We start from the raw sequence: 23,579 nt of genomic DNA, 5'->3' as shown, positions 1-23,579 counted from the left end.
GCGGTGTGTCAGTTGATGCATTCGGCGACTGACACACCGCATTCGCGAGCAAGCCCGCTTGTATGCTAGGACTTGAAGGGAGGAGGAGGGACAAAGCCCGATTCTGACTGTTGGCGCAGTACAGACCGTGGGAGATTTCGCCCCTCCTCCTTTCACCCAAGCGCCGATAAAGAATGCATCTGGCTATGACCGACGATAGGAACAAGCCTGCGCCTCTGGGTGAGCCCACCAAGTGCTCAAAACCATAGCCCGGAGGAAGTCCCATGGCAATGCCAGTTCCTGTCTCAAAGCCGATCGTTGGCGTCGATGTCGCTAAAAATGAGCTGGTGATTTACCAAGCTGAGCTCGATCTGCTGGAAGTGATCCCTAACAACAAAACCGCCATTAAAAAATGGCTGAAGGCCCTGCCGGGTAGTGTGTCCATTGCGATTGAAGCGACCAACATCTATCACTTGGAGTTTGCTGATCTAGCCTATGAAGCTGGCTGCGTGATCTACATGGTGGGCGGTTATGAGCTCAGTCACTATCGTAAAGGTGTGAATGTCCGGGCTAAAACCGATGCCCAGGATGCCAAATTGCTTGCTCGCTATCTAAAAAACGAAGCCGATGAACTTCACCCCTGGACGCCGCCATCTCCTCTGTATCGTCAGCTTTTGAGTCTTTTCCGTCGCAGGGCGGCGCTGGTTCAAGCACGCGTCAGCCTGACTCAAAGTTGGGCGAATGAGCCGTTGCTGAAGGCCTCTTTTGCCGAGCAGATAAAGTCGATGCAAAAGCTAGAAAGCCTGATTGAAAAGATGATCAGTGATCGACTGAAAGAAGCTGGACTATCGGATCAGTTAAAGCGTTGCTTGAAAGTTGAAGGTATCGGATTTTTGACTGGAGCCCGCCTGGTTACTAGCTTCCAGCGCGGTGACTTTAGAAACGCGGACGCGTTTATCGCCTTCTTGGGCATGGATTTACGCGTTTCTAAGTCAGGACAGAAAGATAATCGTCGCAGCTTGAGCAAGCGTGGCGACTCAGAAGCTCGGCGTCTTTTGCACAACGCCGCAATGGCCGCCAGCCGAACGGCTGCATGGAAGGAGTTTTATCAAGCACAACGGGCGCGGGGTTATAGCACCACTCAGGTACTGGTAATGCTGGCCCGTAAGCTTGCTCGAGTGGTATTTGCCTTGCTGAAAGGACAAAGCGAATACCAACCAAGGGTTGGTTGAGGGTTGCCCCTCAACCATAGAATCTCCCACATTGGGCCCGCGTATTACTCAGGAATACGCAGCGTCTGCCCTGGGTAGATTTTGTTCACATCTTTAAGCATCGGCTTATTGGCCTCGAAGATTTTGTTGTACTGGTTGGCGTTGCCATACACCGCCAGGGAGATCGCGCTCAGCGTGTCGCCCTTTTTGACCACAACAAAACGGGCCGCCGCGACTGCAGGACCGGAAACGGTAATCTGGTCCTCAACGCTCGCAACACCGGCAATATTGCCTGCCGCCAGGATGATTTTTTCTTTCTCTTCCTGCGTCGCCACCTCACCGGAAATCGTGACCTTGTCACCCTCGACGGTAGCGTGAACGTTCGGGTTACCCAACCCGACATCCTCGATATGCTTTTTCAGATCTTCGCCGGCGTTGGCATTACCTGGCGTCAACAGCTTGACCAGCTTCTCGCCCGCTTCCTTAACAAAGCTAAAAATACTCATGGTGCACTCTCCTTGGGATATGAATTCCAGATGCAAAAGACTAGACCAGTCCTACAGAATTGGGTTCCTGCCCGACCAAAGACCGGATAACTCCTACGGTTCCTGGCCACAGCCCCAAACGCGCTAGAATCCCCCCGCCTGTGGACCACGCCTTGGAGCGAAGATGGACATCAAACAGCTGAAATTCCTCATCGCCCTCGACGAAACCCGTCACTTCGGCCAGGCGGCCGCGCGCTGCCACATCACCCAGCCGACCCTGTCGATGCGCCTGCGCAGCCTGGAGGAAGAGCTGGATCTGCCGCTGGTCAATCGCGGCCAGCGCTTCGAAGGTTTTACCGCTCCCGGGGAACGCGTGCTGGCCTGGGCGCGCACGGTGCTGGCGGCGTACGACGGTTTGCAGGCCGAGGCGGCGGCCTGTCGCGGCAACCTGGTGGGCACGTTGCGCCTGGGCGTGGTGCCGCTCTCGAGTTTCGATCCGCTGGCCCTGATGCAGAAACTGCATAAAGAGCACCCGAGCCTGCGCTTTGAGTTGTCGGCGTTAAGCTCCGAGCAAATCCTTGAGCAACTGGCCAGCAACCGCCTGGACCTTGGCGTGTCGTACCTCGAGCGCCTGGACGCCGAGCGCTTCGACTCCCTGGCCCTGAGCGAAACGCGCATGGGCCTGCTGTACGACCAACGGTTCTTCAGCTTCGGCGACAAGCCCCTGAGCTGGGAAGCGCTGATCGAATTGCCCTTGGGCATGCTCACCAGCGGCATGCACTTTCGCCAGTCCATCGACCACAACTTCCACAGCCGTGGCCTCAACCCCCAGCCGCTGTTGCAGACCGATGCCGTCCATCAATTGTTACAAGCCGTGCACGGCGGCCTGTGCTGCGCGGTGATGCCACTGGACGGCGGCCTCGACGCCCTCACTGAGCACTTGCGCCTGCAACCCATTGAAGACGCTCACACTCTGGCCCGCCTGGGGCTGATCATGCGCCGCAGCGCGCCTCGCTCGGCCCTGGCAGAAGCCTGTTTTGCGCTGTACCAGAAATCGCTGCTCGAGCCTTGATCGACGCCATCTATCGGTAGATCAGTACTGACGATTAGACGCGACCCTTTGTCGCGCCTAGTCTTACAGCTGAATACTCCCGGTGGTAATGCCCAATGAACGCCCAGCGCCCAGTCTGCGCGGCGCCCGCCCTCGAAACGCCCGCGCCCGCCGCCAGCCAGAGCTACCAGTTTTGTAATCTCGAACACACCGAATCGGCCAGCACCGCGCTTGCCGAGGAAGTGGCGTTGGCGATTGCCTATAACGACATCAGCCAGGCGGTGATGCTGGTAACGCCCACCGACCTTGAAGACTTTATTCTCGGCTTCAGCATCGGTAGCGGCATTATCGAAGACGTTAGCGACATTTATGACCTGAAAATCAGCGGCTCGGGTTCGACTCAATACGCCCAGGTGCAGATTTCCAGCCGTGCGTTCTGGAACATGAAACAGCAGCGTCGGCAATTGGCGGGCACTAGCGGCTGCGGCCTGTGTGGTGTAGAAGCCGTGGAACAAGCGCTGCCCAACCTCAAGGTGCTGCCCGGCGCGCCATTGCCACCTGCCGAATGGCTGGACGGCCTGCGCCAACGCATCAGCGCGTTCCAGCCTTTAGGCCAATACAGCGGCGCAGTGCATGCGGCGGTGTTCATGAACCATCAGGGCGAATTGCTGCTGGGCCGTGAAGATATCGGCCGGCATAACGCCCTCGACAAGCTGATCGGCGCGCTGATCCGCCAAAAGATTCCGACCGACGGCGGCCTGGCGATTGTCACCAGTCGCTGCAGCCTCGAACTGATCCAGAAAGTGTTGCGCGCAGGCATCCAGACCCTGGTCAGCCTGTCGTCGCCCACCGGCCTGGCCCTGCAATGGGCCCGCCGGCACAACCTCAATCTCATCCACCTGCCGCAGAAAAGTGCGCCGCGGGTCTATAGCCCTGCGATGGAGAATCAAGCGTGAGCACTCATCATCAAGCCGACGACAAACCCACCCCGCGCTACAAGCCCTACAAAGGCCCGGCAGGTGGCTGGGGCGCACTGATCAGCGTGGCACAAGCCTGGCTGACCAGCGATAACGCGCTGAAGAACATCCGCATGATGCTCAAGACCAACCAGAACGGCGGTTTCGACTGCCCGGGCTGCGCCTGGGGCGACTCGCCGGAAAGCGGCATGGTCAAGTTCTGCGAAAACGGCGCCAAGGCGGTCAACTGGGAAGCCACCAAGCGCCGGGTTGATGCGGCCTTCTTCGCCAAGCACAGCGTCAGCGCACTGCTGGAGCAAAGCGACTACTGGCTGGAATATCAGGGTCGCCTGACCGAGCCCATGAGCTACGACGCCGAAACCGACCGTTACAAGCCCATCAGTTGGGAGTCGGCGTTCGACTTGATCGGCAAGCACCTCAACGCGTTGCCAAACCCGGACATGGCCGAGTTCTATACCTCGGGCCGGGCCAGCAACGAGGCCGCTTATCTGTATCAACTGTTCGTGCGCGCCTACGGCACCAATAACTTCCCGGACTGCTCGAACATGTGCCACGAAGCCAGCGGCGTGGCCCTGGCGCAGAGCGTGGGCGTGGGCAAAGGCACCGTGACCTTCGATGATTTCGAGCATGCGGACGCCATTTTCGTCTGGGGCCAGAACCCCGGCACCAACCATCCCCGGATGCTCGAGCCACTGCGCGAAGCGGTAAAACGCGGCGCCCAGGTAGTGTGCATCAACCCGCTCAAAGAGCGTGGCCTGGAACGTTTCCAGCACCCGCAACACCCGCTGGAAATGCTCACCAACGGCGACAAGCCGACCAACACCGCCTACTTCCGCCCGGCGCTGGGTGGCGACATGGCCATCCTGCGTGGCATGGCGAAATTCCTGCTGCTGTGGGAACGCCAGGCTCAGGCCGAAGGCAAAGAGGCCGTGTTCGACCACGACTTCCTCAACGAACACACCGCCAACGTGCTGGATTACCTGGGCAAGATCGACGACACCTCATGGGATGAAATCGTCGAACAGTCCGGCCTGACCCTAGTGGAGATCGAGCAAGCGGCGCGCATGTACGCCAAAGGCAAGAACGTGATCATGTGCTGGGCGATGGGCATCACCCAGCACCGCCACTCGGTGCCGACCATCCAGGAAATCGCCAACCTGATGCTGCTGCGCGGCAACATCGGCCGCCCGGGCGCGGGCCTGTGCCCGGTGCGTGGCCACAGTAACGTGCAGGGCGACCGCACCATGGGCATCAACGAACGGCCCCCGGTGGCGTTCCTTGACTCCCTGGAGCGTCGCTTCCAGTTCCAGGTACCGCGAGACAACGGCCATAACGTGGTGGAAGCGATTCACGCGATGCTTGAAGGCCGCTCCAAGGTGTTTATCGGCCTGGGCGGCAACTTCGCCCAAGCCACGCCGGACAGCCCGCGCACCTTTGAAGCCCTGCGCAATTGCGACCTGACCGTGCAGATCAGCACCAAGCTCAACCGCAGCCACCTGATGCACGGCAAGGACGCACTGATCCTGCCGTGCCTGGGCCGTACCGACATCGACATTCAGGCCGAAGGCCCACAAGCGGTGACCGTGGAAGACTCGTTCAGCATGGTTCACGCCTCCAATGGCCAGTTGCAGCCGTTGTCGAAACAGATGAAATCCGAACCCGCCATTCTGGCAGGTATTGCCGCCGCGACATTGGGCAGCAAACCGGTGGACTGGAACTGGCTGGTGGCCGATTACGACCGCATTCGCGACCTGATCGCCGACACCATTCCGGGCTTCAAGGACTTCAACGAACGCTTGAAAAACCCGGGCGGTTTCTACCTGGGCAACTCCGCCGGCGCACGCCGCTGGAACACCCCGTCGGGCCGCGCCAACTTCCGCCCGAACATCCTGCCCAAGGACCTGGTGCACGAACGCACCCGCAACACCGGGCAGTTGCCAGACCTGATCATGCAGTCGATGCGCTCCCACGATCAGTACAACACCACCATCTATGGCCTGGATGACCGCTACCGCGGGGTCAAGGGTCAGCGGGACGTGTTGTTCGTCAACGAAGCCGACATCATCCGCCTGGGCTTCAAGCCGGGGCAGAAAGCCGACATCGTGTCGATCTGGGATGATGGGCGTGAGCGTCGGGTGAAGGGCTTTACCTTGCTGGCGTTTGATATCCCGGCGGGGCAAGCTGCGGCGTATTACCCGGAAGTGAACCCGCTGGTGCCGCTGGAAAGCACCGGGGATGGCAGCCATACGCCAACGTCGAAATTCGTGGCGATTCGGTTGGAAGCAGCGAGTGCGACCGGCTTGATCATGGCGAAGTCGGCTTAAGCGACACCTCATTGTGGCGAGGGAACTTGCTCCCGTTCGGGTACGTAGCGCCCGTAGAAATGTTGGGGCCGCTGCGCAGCCCAACGGGAGCAAGCTCCCTCGCCACAGGCAGCACCCGAGTTTTACGGGCACAAAAAAGGCCGCTTTTGCATAAAAGCGGCCGTTCCGAAGTCATTAAAGACCCGTAAAAATCACTTAAGTTCCCCATACAAAACAGTAACTTAGAGAATTGTATACAACCTGTACCGCTGGTCGGGTTTCGATTGTTTCCATATCGATACAACCTCAGGATCGCGCCGTCATCCTCTTGAGGTTCCTCTATGAAGTTCTCCTCGATTCTCTTGTTGTCCCTTGGCCTGGTCAGTGGCGCAGCCATGGCCGGTGGCACCACCGAAGCCGGTGTGGGCGGCGCATTGGGCGGGGTTTTAGGTTCGGTCGTAGGTCAGCAGTTGGGCGGTAACACCGGTTCGGCCATTGGTGCGGCCCTCGGCGGCGCAGGCGGCAGTGCGGTCGGCGCAGACAAACGCAGCCGGGGCGAAGCGGCCATTGGCGGCGCGTTGGGCGCAGCCGGCGGCAACGTAGTGGGCCGCAGCGTTGGCGGCAGCACCGGCAGCCTGATCGGCGCAGCCGCCGGCGGTGGCGCCGGTGGCGCGCTGGGCAACTACATGGGCAACAAGAGCGATGACGATGATCGTCGTTACCGTGGGCGCGATAACCGCCGCTATGACCGCGACGACCATCGCGGGCGCGGCCATGCTTATGGGCATCGCAACAAGCATCACTATCGCCACCGCTAAGCCACCCCCTGTAGGAGCGAGCTTGCTCGCGATGGTCGTCAACGATGACGATGGAAACCTGACACCCCGCTGTGCCCTCAGGTTTTTCGCGAGCAAGCTCGCTCCTACAATACCAAGCGCTGCAAGGCACCTCGCAGCGCGTCTGGAATGGTCACGGGCTGGTTCGACGCCCGATCCACGAACACATGCACAAACCTTCCCGCGGCAGAGGCGTCCTCTTCGCCAGCCTTGAACACCGCCAGCTCATACTGCACCGAACTGTTGCCCAACTTGCCCACCCGCAAGCCGATCTCAATGCGGTCCGGAAAGGCAATCGAAGCGAAGTAATCGCACGCCGAACTCACCACAAACCCCACCACCTCACCGTCATGGATATCCAAGCCGCCCTGCTCGATCAGGTAGGTGTTCACCGCTGTGTCGAAGAAACTGTAGTAGGTGACGTTGTTCACATGGCCATACACATCATTGTCGTGCCAACGCGTGATGATCGGCTGGAAATGACGGTAATCGGCGCGCTGCGGCATGGAGTCAGACATGGGCAAATCTCGGGTAGGTGAATTTACAGATCGTTCAAATGAGCTTCAGCCCATTCCCGCACTTCAGCGTAGGGGTACTCCTCAAGCGCGGCGAAACCAGGAATGGCTCGCGCCTTCAGCTTGGTAAACAACGGCACGCTGATCCCGCCCAGGAACCGTGTCAAACGCTCAGCGCCTGGCAAGTGCCCGTTGTACTCATGATGCCTGTGGATAAATTCACCGCACAGCGCCTGGAAGTTTTTATCCACAAGCGGCGGCAAGGCTGGCGGCGCCGGCAAGTGCGCTACGTTGCCGTGACAGACCGAGCAATGCCCACATTGCCGGGGTGCGTTTTCATCGCCGAAATAATGCGCCAGGCGGTAACCCAGACACGCCTCTGTAGCAAACAAATCCAGCATGGCGTGAATCCGCGCCACTTCCGTCACCTCATGCTGCTTGAAGCCTGTGTATAACTGCGCGCTCAACACCTGTGGATCAAAGTCGGTATCCAGCAGCGCGTAGACCTCGGTCATCTGCTTGCTTTCCATCTCGATCAGGCCCTGCTCCTGAAAGTAATCCAGGGCCTTCACCACACGGTTGCGCTCGGCTTGATGCTGCTGATAAAGCGCGTCGAAATCCACCGTAGCCCAGGTTTTTGCCCGTTTGCAGACCTGGATAATCGCCGCCACAAATTGCTGGCGCTCGCCGGAAAAACGCGCCAGCAGTGCTTCAGGCTCAATCAGGTACTTGAAGCGGTATTCCGCGTAAAACGCGTAGCGCGGCGCAATCACGCCCTTGAGCTCAAGCTGCACCAGCAAGGTCTTCAGTGGCAGCTCGCGGATGTTGCTGTGGTCTGACAGTGACCGGAGCAAAAACTCCCATTGCCCCTCACCACGGGCGGCCTGTATCTCCTCAAGGACGCGGCGAATGCCTTCCTGCTCCGGCGTGTCGCCGTACACAAAGTTCTCCAGGATATTCAGGCTGTCGCGGTTAGCCAGCACCAGACAATCAGACGGCTGCCCGTCACGCCCGGCGCGGCCAATCTCCTGGCTGTAGTTTTCGATGGATTTTGGCAGGTCGAAGTGCACCACGTTGCGAATGTCGCTCTTATCGATGCCCATGCCAAAGGCGATGGTGGCGACGATGCAATTGGACTGGCCGCCCATGAATCGCCGCTGAATGCCCTCGCGCTTATCGTTGGGTAACCCTGCGTGGTAAGCCTCGGCCTGGATGCCGTTGCGATTCAGATGTTCGGCAATATGCTCGGCGGTTTTTTGCAGGGTGACGTAGACGATGCTCGGCTGATTGGCCCGCTCGTTCATCCAGGCCACCAGACGTCGACGCTTGTCCTGGCCGGCGACGGGCTCTACCAGCAGGTTGAGGTTGGCGCGGTAGAAGCCCGTGGTGATCACGTCGTCCGGTGCAATGGCGAACTTCGCCTGCATGTCAGCGATCACCTTGGGCGTGGCCGTAGCGGTCAGCAACAGTGCCTGGGGAATGCGGAACTGACGCTGGTAGTCCGGCAGCTTCAGGTAATCCGGACGAAAGTTATGGCCCCATTCGGAAATACAGTGCGCCTCGTCCACCACCAGCAGCGAGATCGGCACGCTTTGCAGGAAATTGCGGAAGCGCTCGTTCTTCAAGCGCTCCACGGAAACCATCAGGATTTTCAGCTCGCCCGAACGCGCCCGGGCCATGACGTCATTGGCGTCATCCCGGCTCTGGGCCGAATCGATACTGCCCGCGGAAATGCCGTGGCGCTGCAAGAAACCCAATTGGTCCTGCATCAACGCCAGCAACGGCGACACCACCAGCGTCAGATGCGGCAGCAGTACAGCGGAAAGTTGATAGCACAGGGACTTGCCGGAGCCGGTGGGGAAAATCGCCGCCGCCGAACGGCCGGCCAGCACGGCGCTGATCGCCGCCTCCTGGCCCAAACGAAACTGTGGATAACCAAAGACCTGTTGGAGGGTGTTGTGCATAAGCTGTCACTCCATTGACCGCTGAACGAGCCCAAAACATAGACCAGCACATTCAGCGAATCGAGAAAGGTCGCAAGTTAAAAAGAGTCAGGATGATACACAGCCTGGGCAGTGGAGTAGGCACCAGTAGGAAACGTTCCAACATCGCGCAGGACGCATCTCGAAACCCATTGCGCTACAATCAAACCTCGCACCGAGAGGACGCTGTCATGGCCGAACTGACGTTTGAGCAAAAGCAGGATCATTACGACAAGATCCGCCGTTCCAACTACCTGGCCAGCCTGCGCCTGGAAGGGTTCGACACCCAGCCCGCCGACGTCGACAAACCCCTGCCGACCCGCGAAGCCGTCCTCGCCAAGTACCGCAACACCCCACGCTGATGCTCGACAAATACGGCGTGGGCCAGGACCCGTACTGCTACCCCGGTAGCAGCGTCCTGCGCAACCGCCTCGATCTGTTCGACGAAGAGCGCCTGCACCAGGCAGAGCGGGAATTATCTGAAATCGCCGTAGGCCACCTCCCCCTCTACCCACCGCCCTACGACCTTGAACGCCTGCAACACATCCACCGCACCCTGTTCGGGGACATCTACGAATGGGCCGGCGAACTGCGTACGGTCAACATCCAGAAAGGCGACACGCTGTTCTGCACACCGGAGCGCATCCCGCCCGAAGCCGCGAAGATCATCCAGCACATGGCGCAGGCCAACTGGTTTGTCGGCGTTACCCAGGCCGAGTTGGTGACCCAGATCGCCGAGGCTTATGGCGACCTCAACGTGATCCACCCGTTTCGCGAAGGCAATGGCCGGGCACAGCGGATTCTGTTCGAGCAGATCATCGTCAATGCTGGGTTTTCAGTGAATTGGTGGCTGGTGAAGAACGCGGCGTGGATACCGGCGAATATTGACGCGGTGGCGTGTGATTACCGGGGGCTGGAGGCGATTTTTGAGCGGTGCATCAGCACCCCGCGCTAGCCACTGATCGTTAAAGCTGGTAACGATCTGTTTATTGCTCTAGCCCAACACTCCCGCCAAGGTTCGCCCCGTCGCTGCAAATTCAGCGACCGGGTTTGGTCACTCGAAAACAGCACACATAAGTGCCATCACTTGTCTGGCGGACGTCTATCGTCTTCTCAGCGCAATGTTATGGCGGCTGTGTGTGGGACGTCCACGGACGTGCCGGATTGCTGTTTCCGGTTGGCCAACCTGCGCACAGTCCGCCACCCATCGTTTGGCCACGGTGATGACGGTTACTTAACAGCAAACCGAGTACCTTCAAATGCAAACACCTGAAGCGACAAAACGCTACCTTCCACTTGGCACCAACTTCACCGATACCCACCCCCTGCTCATCGACACCGAAGCCGCCGCCGAAGACATCCAGTCCGCCGCCCACCAACGCATCCGCGCCGCAGCCGACCTGCTGGAAACCTTCTCCTGCCTGACCTTCGAACAGGCCGACCTCAAAGACATTTCCCACATCACCAATGCCCTGTACCTGCTCGTCCAGGACGGTTGCGATCTACTGGAGGTCGCCCAAACCGGAATGATGCAACTCACCTCCTCCGAGGCCATCAACCGAACACCTCCACAGCAGCCGCCCAGCTAAAAATCGAGTGAGCGGACTTGCCCGTGGCAACCAATTGTCAGAACCCTCCCTCCCCTCTGACCTAGCGTTGTCCTGGGCAAACCCAACTCGCCCCGTGTGAATCGCCGCATTTAGAAGATAACTCTGTCAGAAAGCGCCCCAAGCCCTGCCATCCTCGTCCTAAACTGCTTTCAACAACTGTCGAATCCTCTATTGCCTGCGGCAACACCTCGTAGAGAATGGCCCAATCCAGACTGGTGTTACTTCAATCCTCGCTCTCACAACCGGGATCCGTTTGATTCCGGGACGAAAACCGTACCGTCGATTAAAGTCAGTTATCCCCATCTACTTCACTTGTGCCTATACCCACCATGAACCTGGCTCCCAACTTCCCCGAAGACGCCGCCATGCAGCAACTCCTGGAACTGCTGCACGAAGAAATCGGCTTGCCTGAACACAAGACCATCCGCCTTGAAACCTCAATCAACCTCGACCTGGGCTGCAACGGCAGCGAAGCCAAACAACTCATGGAAGCGTTGGAACAAGACTTCGCCGTCGACTTGAACGACTACGACGCTTATCGTTACTTCCAGCCTCCGGTCTTCGATGTGTTCCTGAAACGCCGAGCCAAAGGTCGCGGCGATAAAATCCCGCTGACCATCGGCATGCTCTACCTGGCTATCAAGACTCACCGGTGGGACACCCAAACCCTGGAAAACCTCAGCTGACATGTGGGAGCCGGGCTTGCCCGCGATGAGGCCGGCAGAGTCGATGCACCTATAAACTGATACACCGCAGCCCTCAAAAAAATAACAAGGACCTTACATGGACGTATTAATGGGCCTGCTGGCCGCCCTGCTCTGGGGCGGCACGGACTTCCTCGTGGGCCTCAACGCCCGAGCCGTCGGCGTGAAACGTGCGGTGTACTTCGGCCAGGCCCTGGGCTTCCTGATCATGACTCTGCTGCTGGCCGTATTCCCGGTCTTCCTCGTCAAATCCCTCGCGGCACCGTTGAGCGTCTGGCTCCTGGGCGCCGCAGCAGCCCTGCTGACCGTCTCCGGCGCCCTCGCACTGTCCAAGGCCTTCGCCCTGGGCAAAGCGGCCATCGTCGCGCCGCTGGTAACGTCCTACGGCGTCGTGACCACTTTGCTGTCATGGGCCAGCGGCGAACACATCAGCCTGATCCAACTTGGCTGTATCGCCCTTTGCGTGATTGGCGTGATCCTGTCCAGCATTCACAAGGACACCGGCGTCCCTCACAACAGCTCCAGCCGCTCGATTGCCTACGCGATGCTCGCAGCGTTGCTCTACGGCACAAGCTTTTGGGTACAAGGCCGCTACACCCTGCCGACGCTTGGCCCGGTCACGATGCTTTGGCTGGGTTATCTGGTAGGCCTGTGCGTACTGGTGCTGATGGTGCTCAAAGTCAAAGACGGCCTGAAAATCCCGCCGCTGAAAAACTGTGCAACGCTGACCGGCGCGAGCCTGATGAACCTGGGTGGATTTTCGGCATTCTCGTGGGGCGCGATGACGGGGTCGGTTTCGGTGGTGACCGTAATCAGTACCTTATCCGGCGGGATTGCCGCGGTGTTGGGGTTTGTATTTTTCAAGGAGCGGCTCTCAGCAGTGCAAGTCACCGGGGTCGTGCTGGTGTTGGTGGGCGCCGTGGTTTTGCACCTCGTCGACTGATCCTTCGCCCACAAAAAAGCCGCCCACAAAGGGGCGGCTTTTTTAACAACGGTCGACTCTTACAACTTCGGACCCGCTGCCTTGATCGCATCGCTCACTTCAAACTTCTTGAAGTTCTCAATGAACAGACCCGCCAGCGCTTTCGCGGCTTCGTCGTAAGCAGCCTTGTCAGCCCAGGTGTTACGTGGGTTCAACAGGCCAGTCTCGACGCCCGGTACTGCCAACGGCACGTCCAGGTTGATGGTGTCCAGGTGCTCGGTTTCGGCACCGATCAACGCGCCGCTCTGGATCGCTGCAATCACGCCACGGGTGGTCGGGATGTTGAAGCGCTTGCCAACGCCGTAGCCGCCGCCGGTCCAGCCGGTGTTGACCAGGTAGACCTTGGAGCCGAAGCCGCGCACGCGCTTGATCAGCAGTTCTGCGTATTCACCGGCCGGGCGTGGGAAGAACGGCGCGCCGAAGCAGGTGGAGAAGGTCGACTTGATGCCGCTGCCCGAACCCATTTCGGTCGAGCCCACCAGTGCGGTGTAGCCAGACAGGAAGTGGTAGGCCGCTTGCTCTTCGCTGAGGATCGACACGGGCGGCAGAACGCCGGTCAGGTCGCAGGTCAGGAAGATCACCGCGTTTGGCTCGCCACCGAGGTTTTGCTCGGAGCGCTTGGCCACGTGCTCCAGCGGGTAGGCGGCACGGCTGTTCTGGGTCAGGCTGACGTTGGTGTAGTCGGCGTGCTTGGCATCGTCGATCACCACGTTTTCGAGCACGGTGCCGTGCTTGATGGCTTTCCAGATAACCGGCTCGTTCTTCTCGGACAGGTCGATGCACTTGGCATAGCAACCGCCTTCGATGTTGAACACCACGCCCTCGCCCCAACCGTGCTCGTCGTCACCGATCAGGTAACGGCTTTCGTCGGCGGACAGGGTGGTTTTACCGGTGCCCGACAGGCCGAAGAACAGGGTCACGTCTCCAGCTTCGCCGATGTTGGCAGCACAGTGCATGGGCAGCACGTCGGCAGCGGGCAGCAGGAAGTTCTGCACCGAGAACATGGCTTTTTTCATTTCACCGGCGTAACGCATGCCGGCGATCAGGACTTTTTTCTGGGCGAAATTGAGGATCACGCAACCGTCGGAGTTGGTGCCGTCACGCTCTGGCACGCATTCGAAGTTGGCCACGTTGAGCACTTGCCACTCGTCACGACCGGCAGGGTTGTACTGGGCCGGGTTGATGAACAGGCAACGACCGAACAGGTTCTGCCAGGCAGTCTGGGTGGTCATTTTCACGGCCAGGTAGTGGTCTTCTGCAGCCCCTACGTGAACGTGGGAAACGAAATGCTCTTGCGCGTTGTTGAATGCCTCGACGCGAGCCCACAGGGCGTCGAACTTGTCGGCCGGGAACTTGCGGTTGATCGGGCCCCAGGCAATGGCAGCCTGGGTGGAAGGCTCTTCAACGATGAAACGGTCGACTGGCGAACGGCCGGTACGGTGACCGGTTTCTACGACCAGCGCGCCAGTATCGGCAAGCACGCCTTCACCGCGCTGCAGGGCTTCTTTGACCAGATCGTCAACACTCAGGTCAGTGTATACGGCGTTATTGGCTTGCGTCATGAGGTTCCCCGTCGGCCTATGGCCGAGTGCTCCAAACGTTTTGTAGTAGAAAGTGGCGCACTACTACCGCGAAAAAAGTGGGCCGGATTATGCCAGAAAAGCCCAAAAAGAGTAGGGCCCTCCGGTCAGAACGGCGGAAATCCGGCGTTTGTCAGGTGATTTACCTGTGCTTAAACGTTTTAGTGGCGGGTGCCTGAAGGGGTGTCTACGCCTGCGCCGGCGAATAATTGAGCAATATCGGCAGCGTCGAACAGATAGCGCTGGTTGCAGAACTGGCAGTCGATCTCGATATGACCACCGTGTTCCACCACCAGATCCTGAGCATCTTCCAGACCAAGGCTGACCAGAGCGTTGGCAGAGCGCTCGCGGGAACAGCTGCAACGGAAGCTCAGCGGTTGCACGTCGAACAGGCGTACCGCCTCTTCGTGGTAGAGGCGATGCAGGACGGTTTCGTTGTCCAGGCCCAGCAGCTCCTCGGCAGTCAGCGTGGTAGCCAGCGCGGTGATGTGCTGCCAGCTGGCGGCACGGTCTTCTTCGTCCTTGATACGGTCGGCCGGCAGTTGCTGCAACAGCAGGCCGCGGGCGCGCTTGCCGTCGGCGTTGAGCCAGAAGCGGGTGCCCACTTGCTGGGACATGACGAAGTAGTTGGTGAAGCATTCCGAGAGGTTGGCGCCGTCCAGGTCAACGATGCCCTGGTAGCGTTGGCCCTGGGTCGGGTCGACGGTCAGGGCGAGCACGCCGTTGGGCATCAGGTCGGCCAAGGTCGCGTCGGGGGCGATCTGGTCGGCTTCATAGCGGGCCAGGCCACGGATCTCGCGCTCGCTGGAGCATTCGATCATCAGCATCGGGATCGGGCCGTCGGAGCGGGCTTGCAGGATCAGCAGGCCATCGAACTTCAGGGTGCCTACCAGCAGCGAGGCGGCCGCCATCAGCTCGCCGAGCAATTGCGCGACCGGCTCCGGATAGGGGTGCTTGGCAAGGACTTCGGCATAGCTGCGCTCCAGGGCGACCAGTTCGCCGCGGGCGTCGTTGTCGTCGAAGATGAAGCGTTGGGTGAAGTCGGTATCCGGTAGATCAGTCATAGGTCTGGGTATCTGAAATTGGGGAGTTTTAACGCGAAGATGCAACAGTCTATGAACAATCCCGGTTTGTTCCAAGCCAGTCTGCACCCTGGGCGATTACCGGCAGACTCAATCGTCGTTGCCACTGCCGCGAAATTTGAACAGGTCGCGACGCTGTTTCTTGCTCGGTTTGCCATCGGTGGTCATGCCCAGGGAACCGGCCTTGCGCATTGCAGCCGCATTTTCGCGCTTGGCGATGCTGGCTTCGGTTTCGGCGTACAAGGCCTGCGCTTCGGGCGCCCCTCGGCGGACGGTCGAAAGCGCTTGAACGACCACGGTACGCTCGTCAAACCCGACACGAATCTGAAACTCATCGCCAATGCGTGGCTCCTTGCCGGGCTTGCAACGTTCGCCACGGCAATGCACCTTGCCACTTTCGATAGCGGTCTTGGCCAGGGCACGGGTTTTGTAGAAGCGCGCCGCCCACAGCCACTTGTCCAACCGGACTTTTTCTTCCTCTTCCTGCTTCTGAGCCACTTGAATTCCTCGCTCTGAAAAATGTCGCAACTTTACCGTTGAAACCCTTCAACGCATAAACCCTTGAGCTCACCTAAGATACGCCAGGTAGCAACCTGTTTTCGCGAGGTTAACGTGTGACCGACTTCCCCATTTCACTCACCTCGCCCAAACAAGGCTGCGCGGGTTGCCAGCAAAGCGAGCCGCTGGGCTTTGAGTTTGCCTTTGCGTATCAGCCTATCGTGGACCTGCGCGACCAGTCGGTCTTTGCCCATGAAGCCCTGGTGCGCGGCGTCAATGGCGAGGGAGCGCTGTCGGTGCTGGATCAGGTCAACGACAGCAATCGCTACCGTTTCGACCAGCAATGCCGCACCAAGGCGATCGCCACCGCCGCGACGCTCAACATGCAGACGTACCTTTCAATCAACTTCATGCCCAATGCGGTCTATCGGCCCGAACTGTGCATTCGCAGTACCCTGGAGGCGGCCCGCGTGCATAATTTTCCGTTGGATCGCCTGATTTTCGAGACCCTGGAAAGCGAGCACGTAGATAACTATCGCCATTTGACCAATATTCTGCGTGAATACCGCGAATTCGGCTTCAAGACCGCCATCGACGATTTCGGGGCGGGCTATTCGGGGCTGAATCTGCTGGCCGATTTCCAACCTGACTTGATCAAACTCGATATGGCGCTGATCCGCGATGTCGACCGTGATCGTGTCCGTCAGGTGATCGTCCGGGGGATTGTCACAATCTGTGAGCAGTTGGGCGTTACTGTCATCGCCGAAGGCATCGAAAGTGCTGGCGAACGAGACTTTCTCGCCGACTGTGGAATATTTCTGATGCAGGGCTACTGGTTCGCCAAGCCTGCATTCAAAGCCTTGGCCGAGGTATCACCCGACGCCTGGGCGAATTAATTGCTGGTTATTCATATTGAAGACATTTGACCATTTGACCGTTGTGGGTCTACGTGAGTGGGTGGCACTTCCCGACTTGGGAGTGGCGGGCCTGCGCGCAAAGATCGACACCGGCGCCAGTACCTCAAGCCTGCACGCCACCGAGATCGAGCCGTTTGAGCGCGACGGTGCAAAGTGGGTGCGCTTCACCGCGCACCTGGGCAGCGTGGTGCAACTGCGTCACCGGCGCTGCGAAGCACCGCTGGTGGCGATGAAAACCATTAAAAGCTCCAACGGCCAGGCCCAGGTGCGGTATGTGATCAGCACCACCCTGGCCCTGGGCGATCGGGTATGGCGGGTGGAATTCACCCTCGCCTGCCGCAAGGCCATGCGTTACCGCCTGTTGCTGGGCTCCAAGGCCCTGATTGACGGCCAACTGGTGGTCAGTCCCGGCGTCAAATACGTTCAAGACAAGCCGGTGTTCCCGGTCTCTACTACCTCTGCCACAGGTGTTGCATGAAGATCGCTGTGCTGTCGCGTAACCCGCGTCTGTATTCCACCCGTCGCCTGGTCGAGGCCGGCACCGAACGTGGCCATGAGATGGTGGTGATCGATACGTTGCGCGCCTATATGAACATTGCCAGTCATAAGCCGCAGATCCACTACCGGGGCAAACCGCTGGAAGGCTTCGACGCGGTGATCCCGCGTATCGGTGCTTCGGTAACGTTCTATGGCTGCGCAGTGTTGCGCCAGTTTGAAATGATGGGTGTGTTCCCCCTCAATGAGTCGGTGGCCATCGCCCGTTCGCGGGACAAACTGCGTTCACTGCAGTTGCTGTCTCGTCGGGGCATTGGCTTGCCGGTCACCGGCTTTGCACACTCCCCGGATGACATCCCCGACCTGATCGAAATGGTCAACGGCGCGCCGCTGGTGATCAAGGTGCTGGAAGGCACACAAGGCATCGGCGTGGTGCTGTGTGAAACCGCGACGGCCGCCGAGTCGGTGATCGAGGCGTTCATGGGCCTCAAGCAGAACATCATGGTGCAGGAGTACATCAAGGAAGCCGGCGGTGCGGATATCCGCTGCTTCGTGGTGGGCGACAAGGTCATTGCCGCGATGAAGCGCCAGGCCAAGCCGGGTGAGTTTCGCTCCAACCTGCACCGTGGCGGCAGTGCCAGCCTGATCAAGATCACCCCGGAAGAGCGCATGACGGCCCTGCGGGCAGCCAAGGTCATGGGTTTGAGTGTGGCGGGTGTGGATATCTTGCGCTCCAACCACGGGCCGCTGGTGATGGAGGTGAACTCGTCACCGGGCCTGGAAGGGATTGAGACCACCACGGGCAAGGATGTGGCGGGGATCATCATTCAGCATCTGGAGAAGAGTGGTGGGCCGAATATGACGCGCACCAAAGGCAAGGGTTGAATACACCCGACCTATAAAGCGCCGCAAAACTAGTGTGGGAGCGGGCTTGCTCGCGAAGGCGGTGGGTCAGTCGACATTTCTATGGACTGACCCACCGCCTTCGCGAGCAAGCCCGCTCCCACATTTAGACCGCGTCTCTAGGCAACATCAGCCCCAATGGCAAGCGCACTCGCGCTTCCAGACCGCCGTCCGGCCGGTTTCGCAATTCGACATTGCCGCCATGCATCGAAGCAATCCGCCGCACAATCGCCAGCCCCAGGCCGGTGCCCTTGCCACCCCGGGCACGGTCGCCACGGGTGAACGGGTTGAAGATGCCCTCCAGCTCCGCCGGATCGATACCGGCGCCCCGGTCCATCACACTCAGCACCACGTAAGGTGCACTGGTATCCCCGGAGACATACGCCGCCACTTCCACATCGGAACCGGCGTGATGCAGGGCGTTGCCAATCAGGTTGTTCAGCAACCGCTTCATCGATACCCGGCGCAACGCGAACGGCTGGATCGGCTCCAGGCGCATACGCACCTGCTCGCCGTTCTGGTTGTAGGGTGCCACCACCTCACGTACCAGGTCCGTCAGATCGACCTCTTCCACCACCTCGTCCCGGCCATCGCGGATAAACGCCAGGAACTGGTCGAGAATCGCGTCCATGTCCTCGATGTCGCGGACCATGTCGTCGGTCAGGTCAGTGTGATTGCCCATCAACTCCAGGGACAGCCGCAGGCGCGTCAGCGGCGTGCGCAGGTCATGGGACACCCCCGCCAGCATCAGTTCGCGCTCGCGACCCGCCTGTTCGACATCCTCGGCCATCTGGTTGAACGCGCTGTACACCTCGGTCATTTCACTCGGCGTGTCGCTGATAGGCAGGCGCACACTACGGCCCTGGCCCAGTTGGCGTGCTGCAAACACCAGCCGCTTGAGCGGCTGGTTGAGTTGACGCACGAAAATCCAGGCAGACGCGGTGGACAGCAGGCCAATCGCCAGGAACCAGCCCAGCACGTTCCAGATCTTCTGCCCCCGCAACGGGTGCGGATACAGCGGCACTTTCAGCCAGTCCTGGCCCAGGCTCGGCGCCCGCACCCACAGCGCCGGTGACACATGCATGCGCAGCCGCACCTCGGTGTCGTCACCCAGTTCGGCCTGCATCTGGCGCTGGTAGATTTCGCTGTAGGGCCAATGTTGCTCGCCCTCGGGCACGCCTGCGCCCGCGACCCGGACCAGGGTGGCGGCCTTGGCGATCTTCTCGCGATTTTCAGGGTCTGCGGCCCAATAGGCGCGCAAGGTCAAGGCCACGCCATGGCTGTACTGCCGGTCCACCAGCACGTCTTCGTTCATCAACAGATAAACGAGGGTCAGGGCCTTGGAAAACAGTACGACGATGAGCACCAACCAAAGGGTGCGGGAGAAGAAACTCTGCGGGAACCACAACGGGGTTTTCATAAAAGACAGCTGAACACCTTGCAGGAGCGAGCCAGGCTCGCAGAATTGCAAACGCCGAGTAACCGGCTGACTCTTATCGAGTCAACACCGGTAAGCCCGCTTCTGCAAATCATCGGTCACTTGGTCGCAGTGCCATCCGGCACGAACACGTAACCCACACCCCACACCGTCTGGATATAACGCGGCTTGGATGGATCGGGTTCGATCATCCGGCGCAGACGGGAGATTTGTACGTCGATGGAGCGCTCCAGGGCGTCCCATTCGCGGCCACGGGCCAGGTTCATCAGCTTGTCGCGGGTCAGTGGCTGGCGGGCGTTCATCACCAGTGCCTTGAGCACGGCGAATTCGCCGGTGGTCAGCATGTGCACTTCATCGCCACGCTTGAGCTCACGGGTGGCCAGCGACAGCTCGTAGTCACCGAAGGTCACGCTTTCGTCTTCGCTGCCTGGAGCGCCCGGTACCGGGGCGGCCTGGCGACGCAGTACGGCCTTGACCCGCGCCATCAGCTCATCCGGGTTGAACGGCTTGGCCAGATAATCGTCGGCGCCCAGTTCAAGGCCCTTGATGCGGCTCAGCTCATCGCCCTTGGCGGTCAGCATGATGATCGGGATCTGATTGTTGGCGCCGCGCAGGCGTTTGCAGGCGGTCAAGCCGTCTTCGCCGGGCAGCATCAGGTCCAGCACCACCAGGTTGAAGACTTCACGTCCCAACAGGCGGTCCATCTGTTCGGTGTTCGGCACCGCGCGGGCGCGATAGCCCTTGGAGTTGAAGAAACGCTCCAGCAGGCTGCTCAGCCCCGGATCATCATCAACGATGAGAATTTTTTCGCCTTCAGCAGTTTGTGCAGTGCTGCTCATTAGATGCTCCTCTTATCTCGGCGCGCATTATGGCGTAGCTGCCGTTATACGCACCGTGTGCATTGTTAGCAGATTTTTCCTCTACCGCCAGCGGACTCGCGCCCTGCAACCACCGGCGCAATCCCCCCAAGGCCGGAACGCTGGTTATAATGCGGCGCCTTTGTGCAGGGCAACGTCAGTTCGTTACCGTTTACTGCCAGGGGATTTTTTCACCCGCTTGTCGTGATTTTTTCGATTTCGAGGGTCAATAGGCTGCCTCTTGACCCAGGCAGCGGCGCCAGTCGGGCCGCTCAACCAGCCTCGCAAGCCTTGTTTTCCGGGCCTGCGAGCCTGCTTTCAGAATTTCAGGTGGTTTTATGGACAGCATCAACAGCCGCATCGCCGAGGAACTCGGTGTACGCCCACAACAGGTCGAAGCGGCCGTCGCTCTACTGGATGAGGGCTCCACGGTGCCCTTCATCGCCCGTTACCGTAAAGAAGTCACCGGCAGCCTCGATGATATCCAGTTGCGGCATCTGGAAGAGCGCCTGCGCTACCTGCGAGAACTCGACGAACGGCGTATCAGCATCCTCGCCAGCATCGAAGAGCAAGGCAAGCTGACCCCGCAACTGGAACGGGACATCAAGCTCGCCGACACCAAGACCCGCCTCGAAGACTTGTACCTGCCGTACAAGCAGAAGCGCCGCACCAAGGGCCAAATTGCTCTGGAAGCCGGCCTCGGCGAGCTGGCCGACGGCCTGTTCAACGACCCGTCCCTGGCGCCGGAAAGCGAAGCGGCACGCTTTGTCGATGCCGAAAAAGGCGTCGCCGACGTCAAGGCTGCCCTCGAAGGTGCCAAGTACATCCTCATGGAGCGCTTCGCCGAAGACGCCAACCTGCTGGAAAAACTGCGCAGCTACCTGAAGCAGGAAGCCACCCTGAGTGCCCGCGTGATCGCCGGCAAGGAAGAGGAAGGCGCCAAGTTCCGCGATTACTTCGAACACGACGAACCGCTGAAAAGCATGCCGTCCCACCGTGCCCTCGCGATTTTCCGCGGTCGCAACGAAGGTATCCTGAGTTCTGCGCTGAAGGTTGGCGACGAACTGCCGGGCACCATGCACCCGTGCGAAGGCATGATAGGTCAACAATTCGGCATCCAGAATCAGAATCGTCCTGCGGACAAATGGCTCAGTGAAGTCGTGCGCTGGACCTGGAAGGTCAAACTCTACACCCACCTGGAAACCGACCTGCTGGGCGAACTGCGCGACGGCGCCGAAACCGAAGCCATCAGCGTTTTCGCCCATAACCTGCACGACCTGCTGCTGGCCGCACCCGCCGGCCCACGCGCTACCCTGGGCCTCGACCCGGGCCTGCGTACCGGCTGCAAGGTTGCCGTGGTCGACGCCACCGGCAAGATGCTCGACCACGCCACGGTTTACCCCCACGTGCCCCACAACAAGTGGGACCAGACCATCGCGATCCTCGCAGCCCTGTGCGCCAAGCACTCGGTGGACCTGATCGCCATCGGCAACGGCACCGCCAGCCGTGAGACCGACAAGCTGGCCGCCGAGCTGATCAAAAAATACCCAGGCATGCAGATGACCAAGGTGATGGTCTCCGAGGCTGGCGCTTCGGTGTACTCCGCGTCTGAACTGGCCTCCAAGGAGTTCCCGGACCTCGACGTGTCGATCCGTGGCGCGGTGTCCATCGCTCGCCGCCTGCAGGATCCGCTGGCCGAACTGGTGAAGATCGACCCGAAATCCATCGGTGTCGGCCAATACCAGCACGACGTGTCGCAGCTGAAACTGGCACGTGGCCTGGACGCCGTGGTTGAAGACTGCGTGAACAAAGTCGGTGTCGACGTCAACACCGCCTCGGTGGCGTTGCTGGCGCGCATTTCCGGCCTCAATTCCACCCTGGCACAGAACATCGTGACCCACCGCGACGAAAACGGTGCGTTCAAGACCCGTGCAGCGCTGAAAAAAGTCGCACGCCTTGGCGAAAAAACCTTCGAACAAGCCGCCGGTTTCCTGCGCGTCATGAACGGCGACAACCCGCTGGATTCTTCGGCTGTTCACCCGGAAGCCTACCCGCTGGTCCAACGCATTGCCGCTGAAACCGACCGCGATATCCGCTCGCTGATCGGCGACGCTGCGTTCCTCAAGCGCCTGGACCCGAAGAAGTACACCGACGAAACCTTCGGCGTGCCGACCATCACCGACATCCTGCAAGAGCTGGAAAAACCTGGCCGCGACCCGCGCCCCGAGTTCAAGACCGCCGAGTTCCAGGAAGGCGTTGAAGACCTCAAGGACCTGCAACTGGGGATGATCCTCGAAGGCGTGGTCACCAACGTGACCAACTTCGGCGCGTTTGTGGATATCGGCGTGCATCAGGACGGTTTGGTGCACATCTCTGCACTTTCGGAGAAGTTCATCAAGGACCCGCGTGAAGCGGTAAAAGCCGGTGACGTGGTCAAGGTGAAAGTCATGGAAGTCGACATCCCGCGCAAACGCGTCGGCCTGTCGATGCGCATGAGCGACACCCCGGGCGAGAAGATCGACGGTGCCCGCGGTGCACGCCCGGGCTCGGCGCCACGCCAGTCCCAAGGCAGCGCCCCGCGCAGGGAAACCGCTGCGCCAGCCCCGGCCAATAACGCCATGGCTTCGCTGTTCGCCAACGCCAAACAACTGAAGAAACGTTAATGGAACTGCCAGCCGGCTTGACCCACAGCGCTTTCAGCGAACTCATTGGCTGCCGCCTGCAGCGCCTGGAGACCGGCGTTGCCGAGGTGGCCATGACCCTGGAACCGCAGCTGCGCAACCGCGCTGGCAAGCTCCATGGCGGGGCGATCTTCAGCCTGGTGGACATTGCCATGGGGCTGGCGTGTTCCAGCTCCCATGGTTTCGACCAGCAGAGCGCGACCATCGAATGCAAAATCAACTATATCCGCGCCGTTTCCGACGGGGACGTACTGTGCACCGCCCGGGTGATTCACCCCGGCCGGCGCACGCTGGTGGTCGAAGCGGACGTGTACCAGGATGAAAAACTGGTCGCAAAAGCACAAGGCACCTTCGCTGTCCTATAGCTCCCTGTCATCGATTTGAGTTAATTTCGGCGCTGCGAAAGTTGCGCCGAACTTTTCTTCGTGCGCGATAGCCAGATTCAGGGACGAGGGCGGCTCTTTCAGAGTGGGTCAATCCGGCTCAAAAACCA

The 23,579-nt window shown here is 59.9% G+C and carries 23 protein-coding genes; 15 read left to right on the top strand and 8 right to left on the bottom strand.

Going from position 1 to position 23,579, the window contains the following annotated elements:
- Positions 1 to 263 precede the first annotated feature (263 nt).
- Positions 264 to 1,211 carry a transposase gene (locus HX855_RS24430; RefSeq protein ID WP_177088791.1) on the top strand — a complete coding sequence of 316 codons (948 nt, stop codon included), beginning with the start codon at positions 264 to 266 and terminating at the stop codon, positions 1,209 to 1,211.
- A 44-nt stretch (positions 1,212 to 1,255) separates the two neighbouring features.
- On the opposite strand, the gene lysM is transcribed toward HX855_RS24430, so the two are convergent.
- Complete coding sequence (lysM, locus tag HX855_RS24425) at positions 1,256 to 1,696, bottom strand: peptidoglycan-binding protein LysM (RefSeq protein ID WP_177089724.1); 441 nt, start codon at positions 1,694 to 1,696, stop codon at positions 1,256 to 1,258.
- A gap of 163 nt (positions 1,697 to 1,859) precedes the next feature.
- On the opposite strand from lysM, the gene HX855_RS24420 reads away from it, so the two are divergent.
- The 4 genes from HX855_RS24420 to HX855_RS24405 all read left to right on the top strand — a co-directional run bounded on the left by HX855_RS24420 (position 1,860) and on the right by HX855_RS24405 (position 6,824).
- Positions 1,860 to 2,747 carry a LysR family transcriptional regulator gene (locus tag HX855_RS24420; protein ID WP_177089725.1) on the top strand — a complete coding sequence of 296 codons (888 nt, stop codon included), beginning with the start codon at positions 1,860 to 1,862 and terminating at the stop codon, positions 2,745 to 2,747.
- A 95-nt stretch (positions 2,748 to 2,842) separates the two neighbouring features.
- Positions 2,843 to 3,682 (top strand): formate dehydrogenase accessory sulfurtransferase FdhD, encoded by an 840-nt coding sequence (gene fdhD / locus HX855_RS24415; protein ID WP_177089726.1) that lies wholly within the window; start codon positions 2,843 to 2,845, stop codon positions 3,680 to 3,682.
- A complete protein-coding gene (locus HX855_RS24410) occupies positions 3,679 to 6,027 on the top strand; it encodes an FdhF/YdeP family oxidoreductase (RefSeq protein ID WP_063033578.1) in 2,349 nt (782 codons plus the stop codon). Before fdhD ends, HX855_RS24410 begins: the two co-directional genes overlap by 4 nt.
- A gap of 320 nt (positions 6,028 to 6,347) precedes the next feature.
- The gene (locus HX855_RS24405) at positions 6,348 to 6,824 is read left to right on the top strand and encodes a glycine zipper domain-containing protein (RefSeq protein ID WP_177089727.1); all 477 of its coding nucleotides are present in this window, start codon (positions 6,348 to 6,350) and stop codon (positions 6,822 to 6,824) included.
- A 104-nt stretch (positions 6,825 to 6,928) separates the two neighbouring features.
- Here HX855_RS24405 and HX855_RS24400 read toward each other — a convergent pair whose 3' ends face one another.
- The gene (locus HX855_RS24400; RefSeq protein WP_177089728.1) at positions 6,929 to 7,360 is read right to left on the bottom strand and encodes a thioesterase family protein; all 432 of its coding nucleotides are present in this window, start codon (positions 7,358 to 7,360) and stop codon (positions 6,929 to 6,931) included.
- A gap of 23 nt (positions 7,361 to 7,383) precedes the next feature.
- Complete coding sequence (locus tag HX855_RS24395) at positions 7,384 to 9,321, bottom strand: ATP-dependent DNA helicase RecQ (RefSeq protein ID WP_177089729.1); 1,938 nt, start codon at positions 9,319 to 9,321, stop codon at positions 7,384 to 7,386.
- Positions 9,322 to 9,530: 209 nt separating this feature from the next.
- Between HX855_RS24395 and HX855_RS24390 the strand changes: the two genes are divergently transcribed.
- The 5 genes from HX855_RS24390 to HX855_RS24370 all read left to right on the top strand — a co-directional run bounded on the left by HX855_RS24390 (position 9,531) and on the right by HX855_RS24370 (position 12,596).
- Entirely contained in the window at positions 9,531 to 9,701 is a 171-nt protein-coding gene (locus HX855_RS24390) for a YhfG family protein (RefSeq protein WP_003213201.1), read from the top strand.
- On the top strand, positions 9,701 to 10,294 hold the full coding sequence (locus HX855_RS24385) for a putative adenosine monophosphate-protein transferase Fic (RefSeq protein WP_177089730.1): 594 nt from the start codon (positions 9,701 to 9,703) through the stop codon (positions 10,292 to 10,294). The genes HX855_RS24390 and HX855_RS24385 overlap by 1 nt, the downstream gene beginning before the upstream one ends.
- 304 nt (positions 10,295 to 10,598) lie before the next feature.
- Positions 10,599 to 10,928 (top strand): hypothetical protein, encoded by a 330-nt coding sequence (locus HX855_RS24380; protein ID WP_177089731.1) that lies wholly within the window; start codon positions 10,599 to 10,601, stop codon positions 10,926 to 10,928.
- Between the two features lie 350 nt (positions 10,929 to 11,278).
- Complete coding sequence (locus tag HX855_RS24375; RefSeq protein WP_177089732.1) at positions 11,279 to 11,635, top strand: DUF1493 family protein; 357 nt, start codon at positions 11,279 to 11,281, stop codon at positions 11,633 to 11,635.
- 109 nt (positions 11,636 to 11,744) lie between these two features.
- Complete coding sequence (locus HX855_RS24370; protein WP_177089774.1) at positions 11,745 to 12,596, top strand: DMT family transporter; 852 nt, start codon at positions 11,745 to 11,747, stop codon at positions 12,594 to 12,596.
- Between the two features lie 59 nt (positions 12,597 to 12,655).
- Here HX855_RS24370 and HX855_RS24365 read toward each other — a convergent pair whose 3' ends face one another.
- From HX855_RS24365 to HX855_RS24355, 3 genes are all read right to left on the bottom strand, one after another.
- Positions 12,656 to 14,197, bottom strand: coding sequence for a phosphoenolpyruvate carboxykinase (locus tag HX855_RS24365; protein ID WP_177089733.1), 1,542 nt, complete (start codon positions 14,195 to 14,197; stop codon positions 12,656 to 12,658).
- Between the two features lie 179 nt (positions 14,198 to 14,376).
- Positions 14,377 to 15,279: an Hsp33 family molecular chaperone HslO gene (gene hslO / locus HX855_RS24360; protein ID WP_177089734.1), complete on the bottom strand. Its 903-nt coding sequence runs from the start codon at positions 15,277 to 15,279 to the stop codon at positions 14,377 to 14,379.
- Between the two features lie 108 nt (positions 15,280 to 15,387).
- Complete coding sequence (locus HX855_RS24355) at positions 15,388 to 15,795, bottom strand: RNA-binding S4 domain-containing protein (protein WP_177089735.1); 408 nt, start codon at positions 15,793 to 15,795, stop codon at positions 15,388 to 15,390.
- Positions 15,796 to 15,911: 116 nt separating this feature from the next.
- Here HX855_RS24355 and HX855_RS24350 point away from each other — a divergent pair, with 116 nt between their 5' ends.
- The 3 genes from HX855_RS24350 to rimK are packed head-to-tail and all read left to right on the top strand — an operon-like array spanning position 15,912 to position 18,092.
- Positions 15,912 to 16,691 carry an EAL domain-containing protein gene (locus HX855_RS24350; protein WP_177089736.1) on the top strand — a complete coding sequence of 260 codons (780 nt, stop codon included), beginning with the start codon at positions 15,912 to 15,914 and terminating at the stop codon, positions 16,689 to 16,691.
- Positions 16,692 to 16,725: 34 nt separating this feature from the next.
- Positions 16,726 to 17,190 (top strand): ATP-dependent zinc protease, encoded by a 465-nt coding sequence (locus HX855_RS24345; RefSeq protein ID WP_375140093.1) that lies wholly within the window; start codon positions 16,726 to 16,728, stop codon positions 17,188 to 17,190.
- Entirely contained in the window at positions 17,187 to 18,092 is a 906-nt protein-coding gene (rimK, locus tag HX855_RS24340) for a 30S ribosomal protein S6--L-glutamate ligase (RefSeq protein ID WP_088424390.1), read from the top strand. Before HX855_RS24345 ends, rimK begins: the two co-directional genes overlap by 4 nt.
- Before the next feature lie 124 nt (positions 18,093 to 18,216).
- Here the strand turns inward: rimK and HX855_RS24335 are convergent, their stop codons facing one another.
- Both HX855_RS24335 and ompR read right to left on the bottom strand, forming a co-directional pair.
- Positions 18,217 to 19,530 carry an ATP-binding protein gene (locus HX855_RS24335; protein WP_177089738.1) on the bottom strand — a complete coding sequence of 438 codons (1,314 nt, stop codon included), beginning with the start codon at positions 19,528 to 19,530 and terminating at the stop codon, positions 18,217 to 18,219.
- Between the two features lie 116 nt (positions 19,531 to 19,646).
- Positions 19,647 to 20,387, bottom strand: coding sequence for a two-component system response regulator OmpR (gene ompR, locus HX855_RS24330; protein ID WP_003213175.1), 741 nt, complete (start codon positions 20,385 to 20,387; stop codon positions 19,647 to 19,649).
- Positions 20,388 to 20,743: 356 nt separating this feature from the next.
- Here ompR and HX855_RS24325 point away from each other — a divergent pair, with 356 nt between their 5' ends.
- Positions 20,744 to 23,068: a Tex family protein gene (locus tag HX855_RS24325; RefSeq protein WP_177089739.1), complete on the top strand. Its 2,325-nt coding sequence runs from the start codon at positions 20,744 to 20,746 to the stop codon at positions 23,066 to 23,068.
- Positions 23,068 to 23,451 carry a PaaI family thioesterase gene (locus tag HX855_RS24320; RefSeq protein WP_008435797.1) on the top strand — a complete coding sequence of 128 codons (384 nt, stop codon included), beginning with the start codon at positions 23,068 to 23,070 and terminating at the stop codon, positions 23,449 to 23,451. The genes HX855_RS24325 and HX855_RS24320 overlap by 1 nt, the downstream gene beginning before the upstream one ends.
- Positions 23,452 to 23,579: the final 128 nt, after the last annotated feature.

Origin of the sequence: Pseudomonas sp. IPO3778, assembly GCF_013386825.1 — a bacterium.
Lineage (GTDB): Bacteria > Pseudomonadota > Gammaproteobacteria > Pseudomonadales > Pseudomonadaceae > Aquipseudomonas.
This window is presented reverse-complemented; position numbering and strand designations above follow the sequence as displayed.

Bases quoted from the DNA above. Each gene is read 5' to 3' on its own strand.
- HX855_RS24365 (WP_177089733.1), bottom strand. From the start codon at position 14,197: ATGACGCAAGCCAATAACGCCGTATACACTGACCTGAGTGTTGACGAT.
- HX855_RS24420 (WP_177089725.1), top strand. From the start codon at position 1,860: ATGGACATCAAACAGCTGAAATTCCTCATCGCCCTCGACGAAACCCGT.
- HX855_RS24400 (WP_177089728.1), bottom strand. From the start codon at position 7,360: ATGTCTGACTCCATGCCGCAGCGCGCCGATTACCGTCATTTCCAGCCG.
- HX855_RS24405 (WP_177089727.1), top strand. From the start codon at position 6,348: ATGAAGTTCTCCTCGATTCTCTTGTTGTCCCTTGGCCTGGTCAGTGGC.
- HX855_RS24320 (WP_008435797.1), top strand. From the start codon at position 23,068: ATGGAACTGCCAGCCGGCTTGACCCACAGCGCTTTCAGCGAACTCATT.
- HX855_RS24395 (WP_177089729.1), bottom strand. From the start codon at position 9,321: ATGCACAACACCCTCCAACAGGTCTTTGGTTATCCACAGTTTCGTTTG.
- HX855_RS24370 (WP_177089774.1), top strand. From the start codon at position 11,745: ATGGGCCTGCTGGCCGCCCTGCTCTGGGGCGGCACGGACTTCCTCGTG.
- HX855_RS24430 (WP_177088791.1), top strand. From the start codon at position 264: ATGGCAATGCCAGTTCCTGTCTCAAAGCCGATCGTTGGCGTCGATGTC.
- HX855_RS24380 (WP_177089731.1), top strand. From the start codon at position 10,599: ATGCAAACACCTGAAGCGACAAAACGCTACCTTCCACTTGGCACCAAC.
- HX855_RS24335 (WP_177089738.1), bottom strand. From the start codon at position 19,530: ATGAAAACCCCGTTGTGGTTCCCGCAGAGTTTCTTCTCCCGCACCCTT.
- fdhD (WP_177089726.1), top strand. From the start codon at position 2,843: ATGAACGCCCAGCGCCCAGTCTGCGCGGCGCCCGCCCTCGAAACGCCC.
- ompR (WP_003213175.1), bottom strand. From the start codon at position 20,387: ATGAGCAGCACTGCACAAACTGCTGAAGGCGAAAAAATTCTCATCGTT.
- rimK (WP_088424390.1), top strand. From the start codon at position 17,187: ATGAAGATCGCTGTGCTGTCGCGTAACCCGCGTCTGTATTCCACCCGT.
- lysM (WP_177089724.1), bottom strand. From the start codon at position 1,696: ATGAGTATTTTTAGCTTTGTTAAGGAAGCGGGCGAGAAGCTGGTCAAG.
- HX855_RS24325 (WP_177089739.1), top strand. From the start codon at position 20,744: ATGGACAGCATCAACAGCCGCATCGCCGAGGAACTCGGTGTACGCCCA.
- HX855_RS24375 (WP_177089732.1), top strand. From the start codon at position 11,279: ATGAACCTGGCTCCCAACTTCCCCGAAGACGCCGCCATGCAGCAACTC.
- HX855_RS24390 (WP_003213201.1), top strand. From the start codon at position 9,531: ATGGCCGAACTGACGTTTGAGCAAAAGCAGGATCATTACGACAAGATC.
- hslO (WP_177089734.1), bottom strand. From the start codon at position 15,279: ATGACTGATCTACCGGATACCGACTTCACCCAACGCTTCATCTTCGAC.
- HX855_RS24385 (WP_177089730.1), top strand. From the start codon at position 9,701: ATGCTCGACAAATACGGCGTGGGCCAGGACCCGTACTGCTACCCCGGT.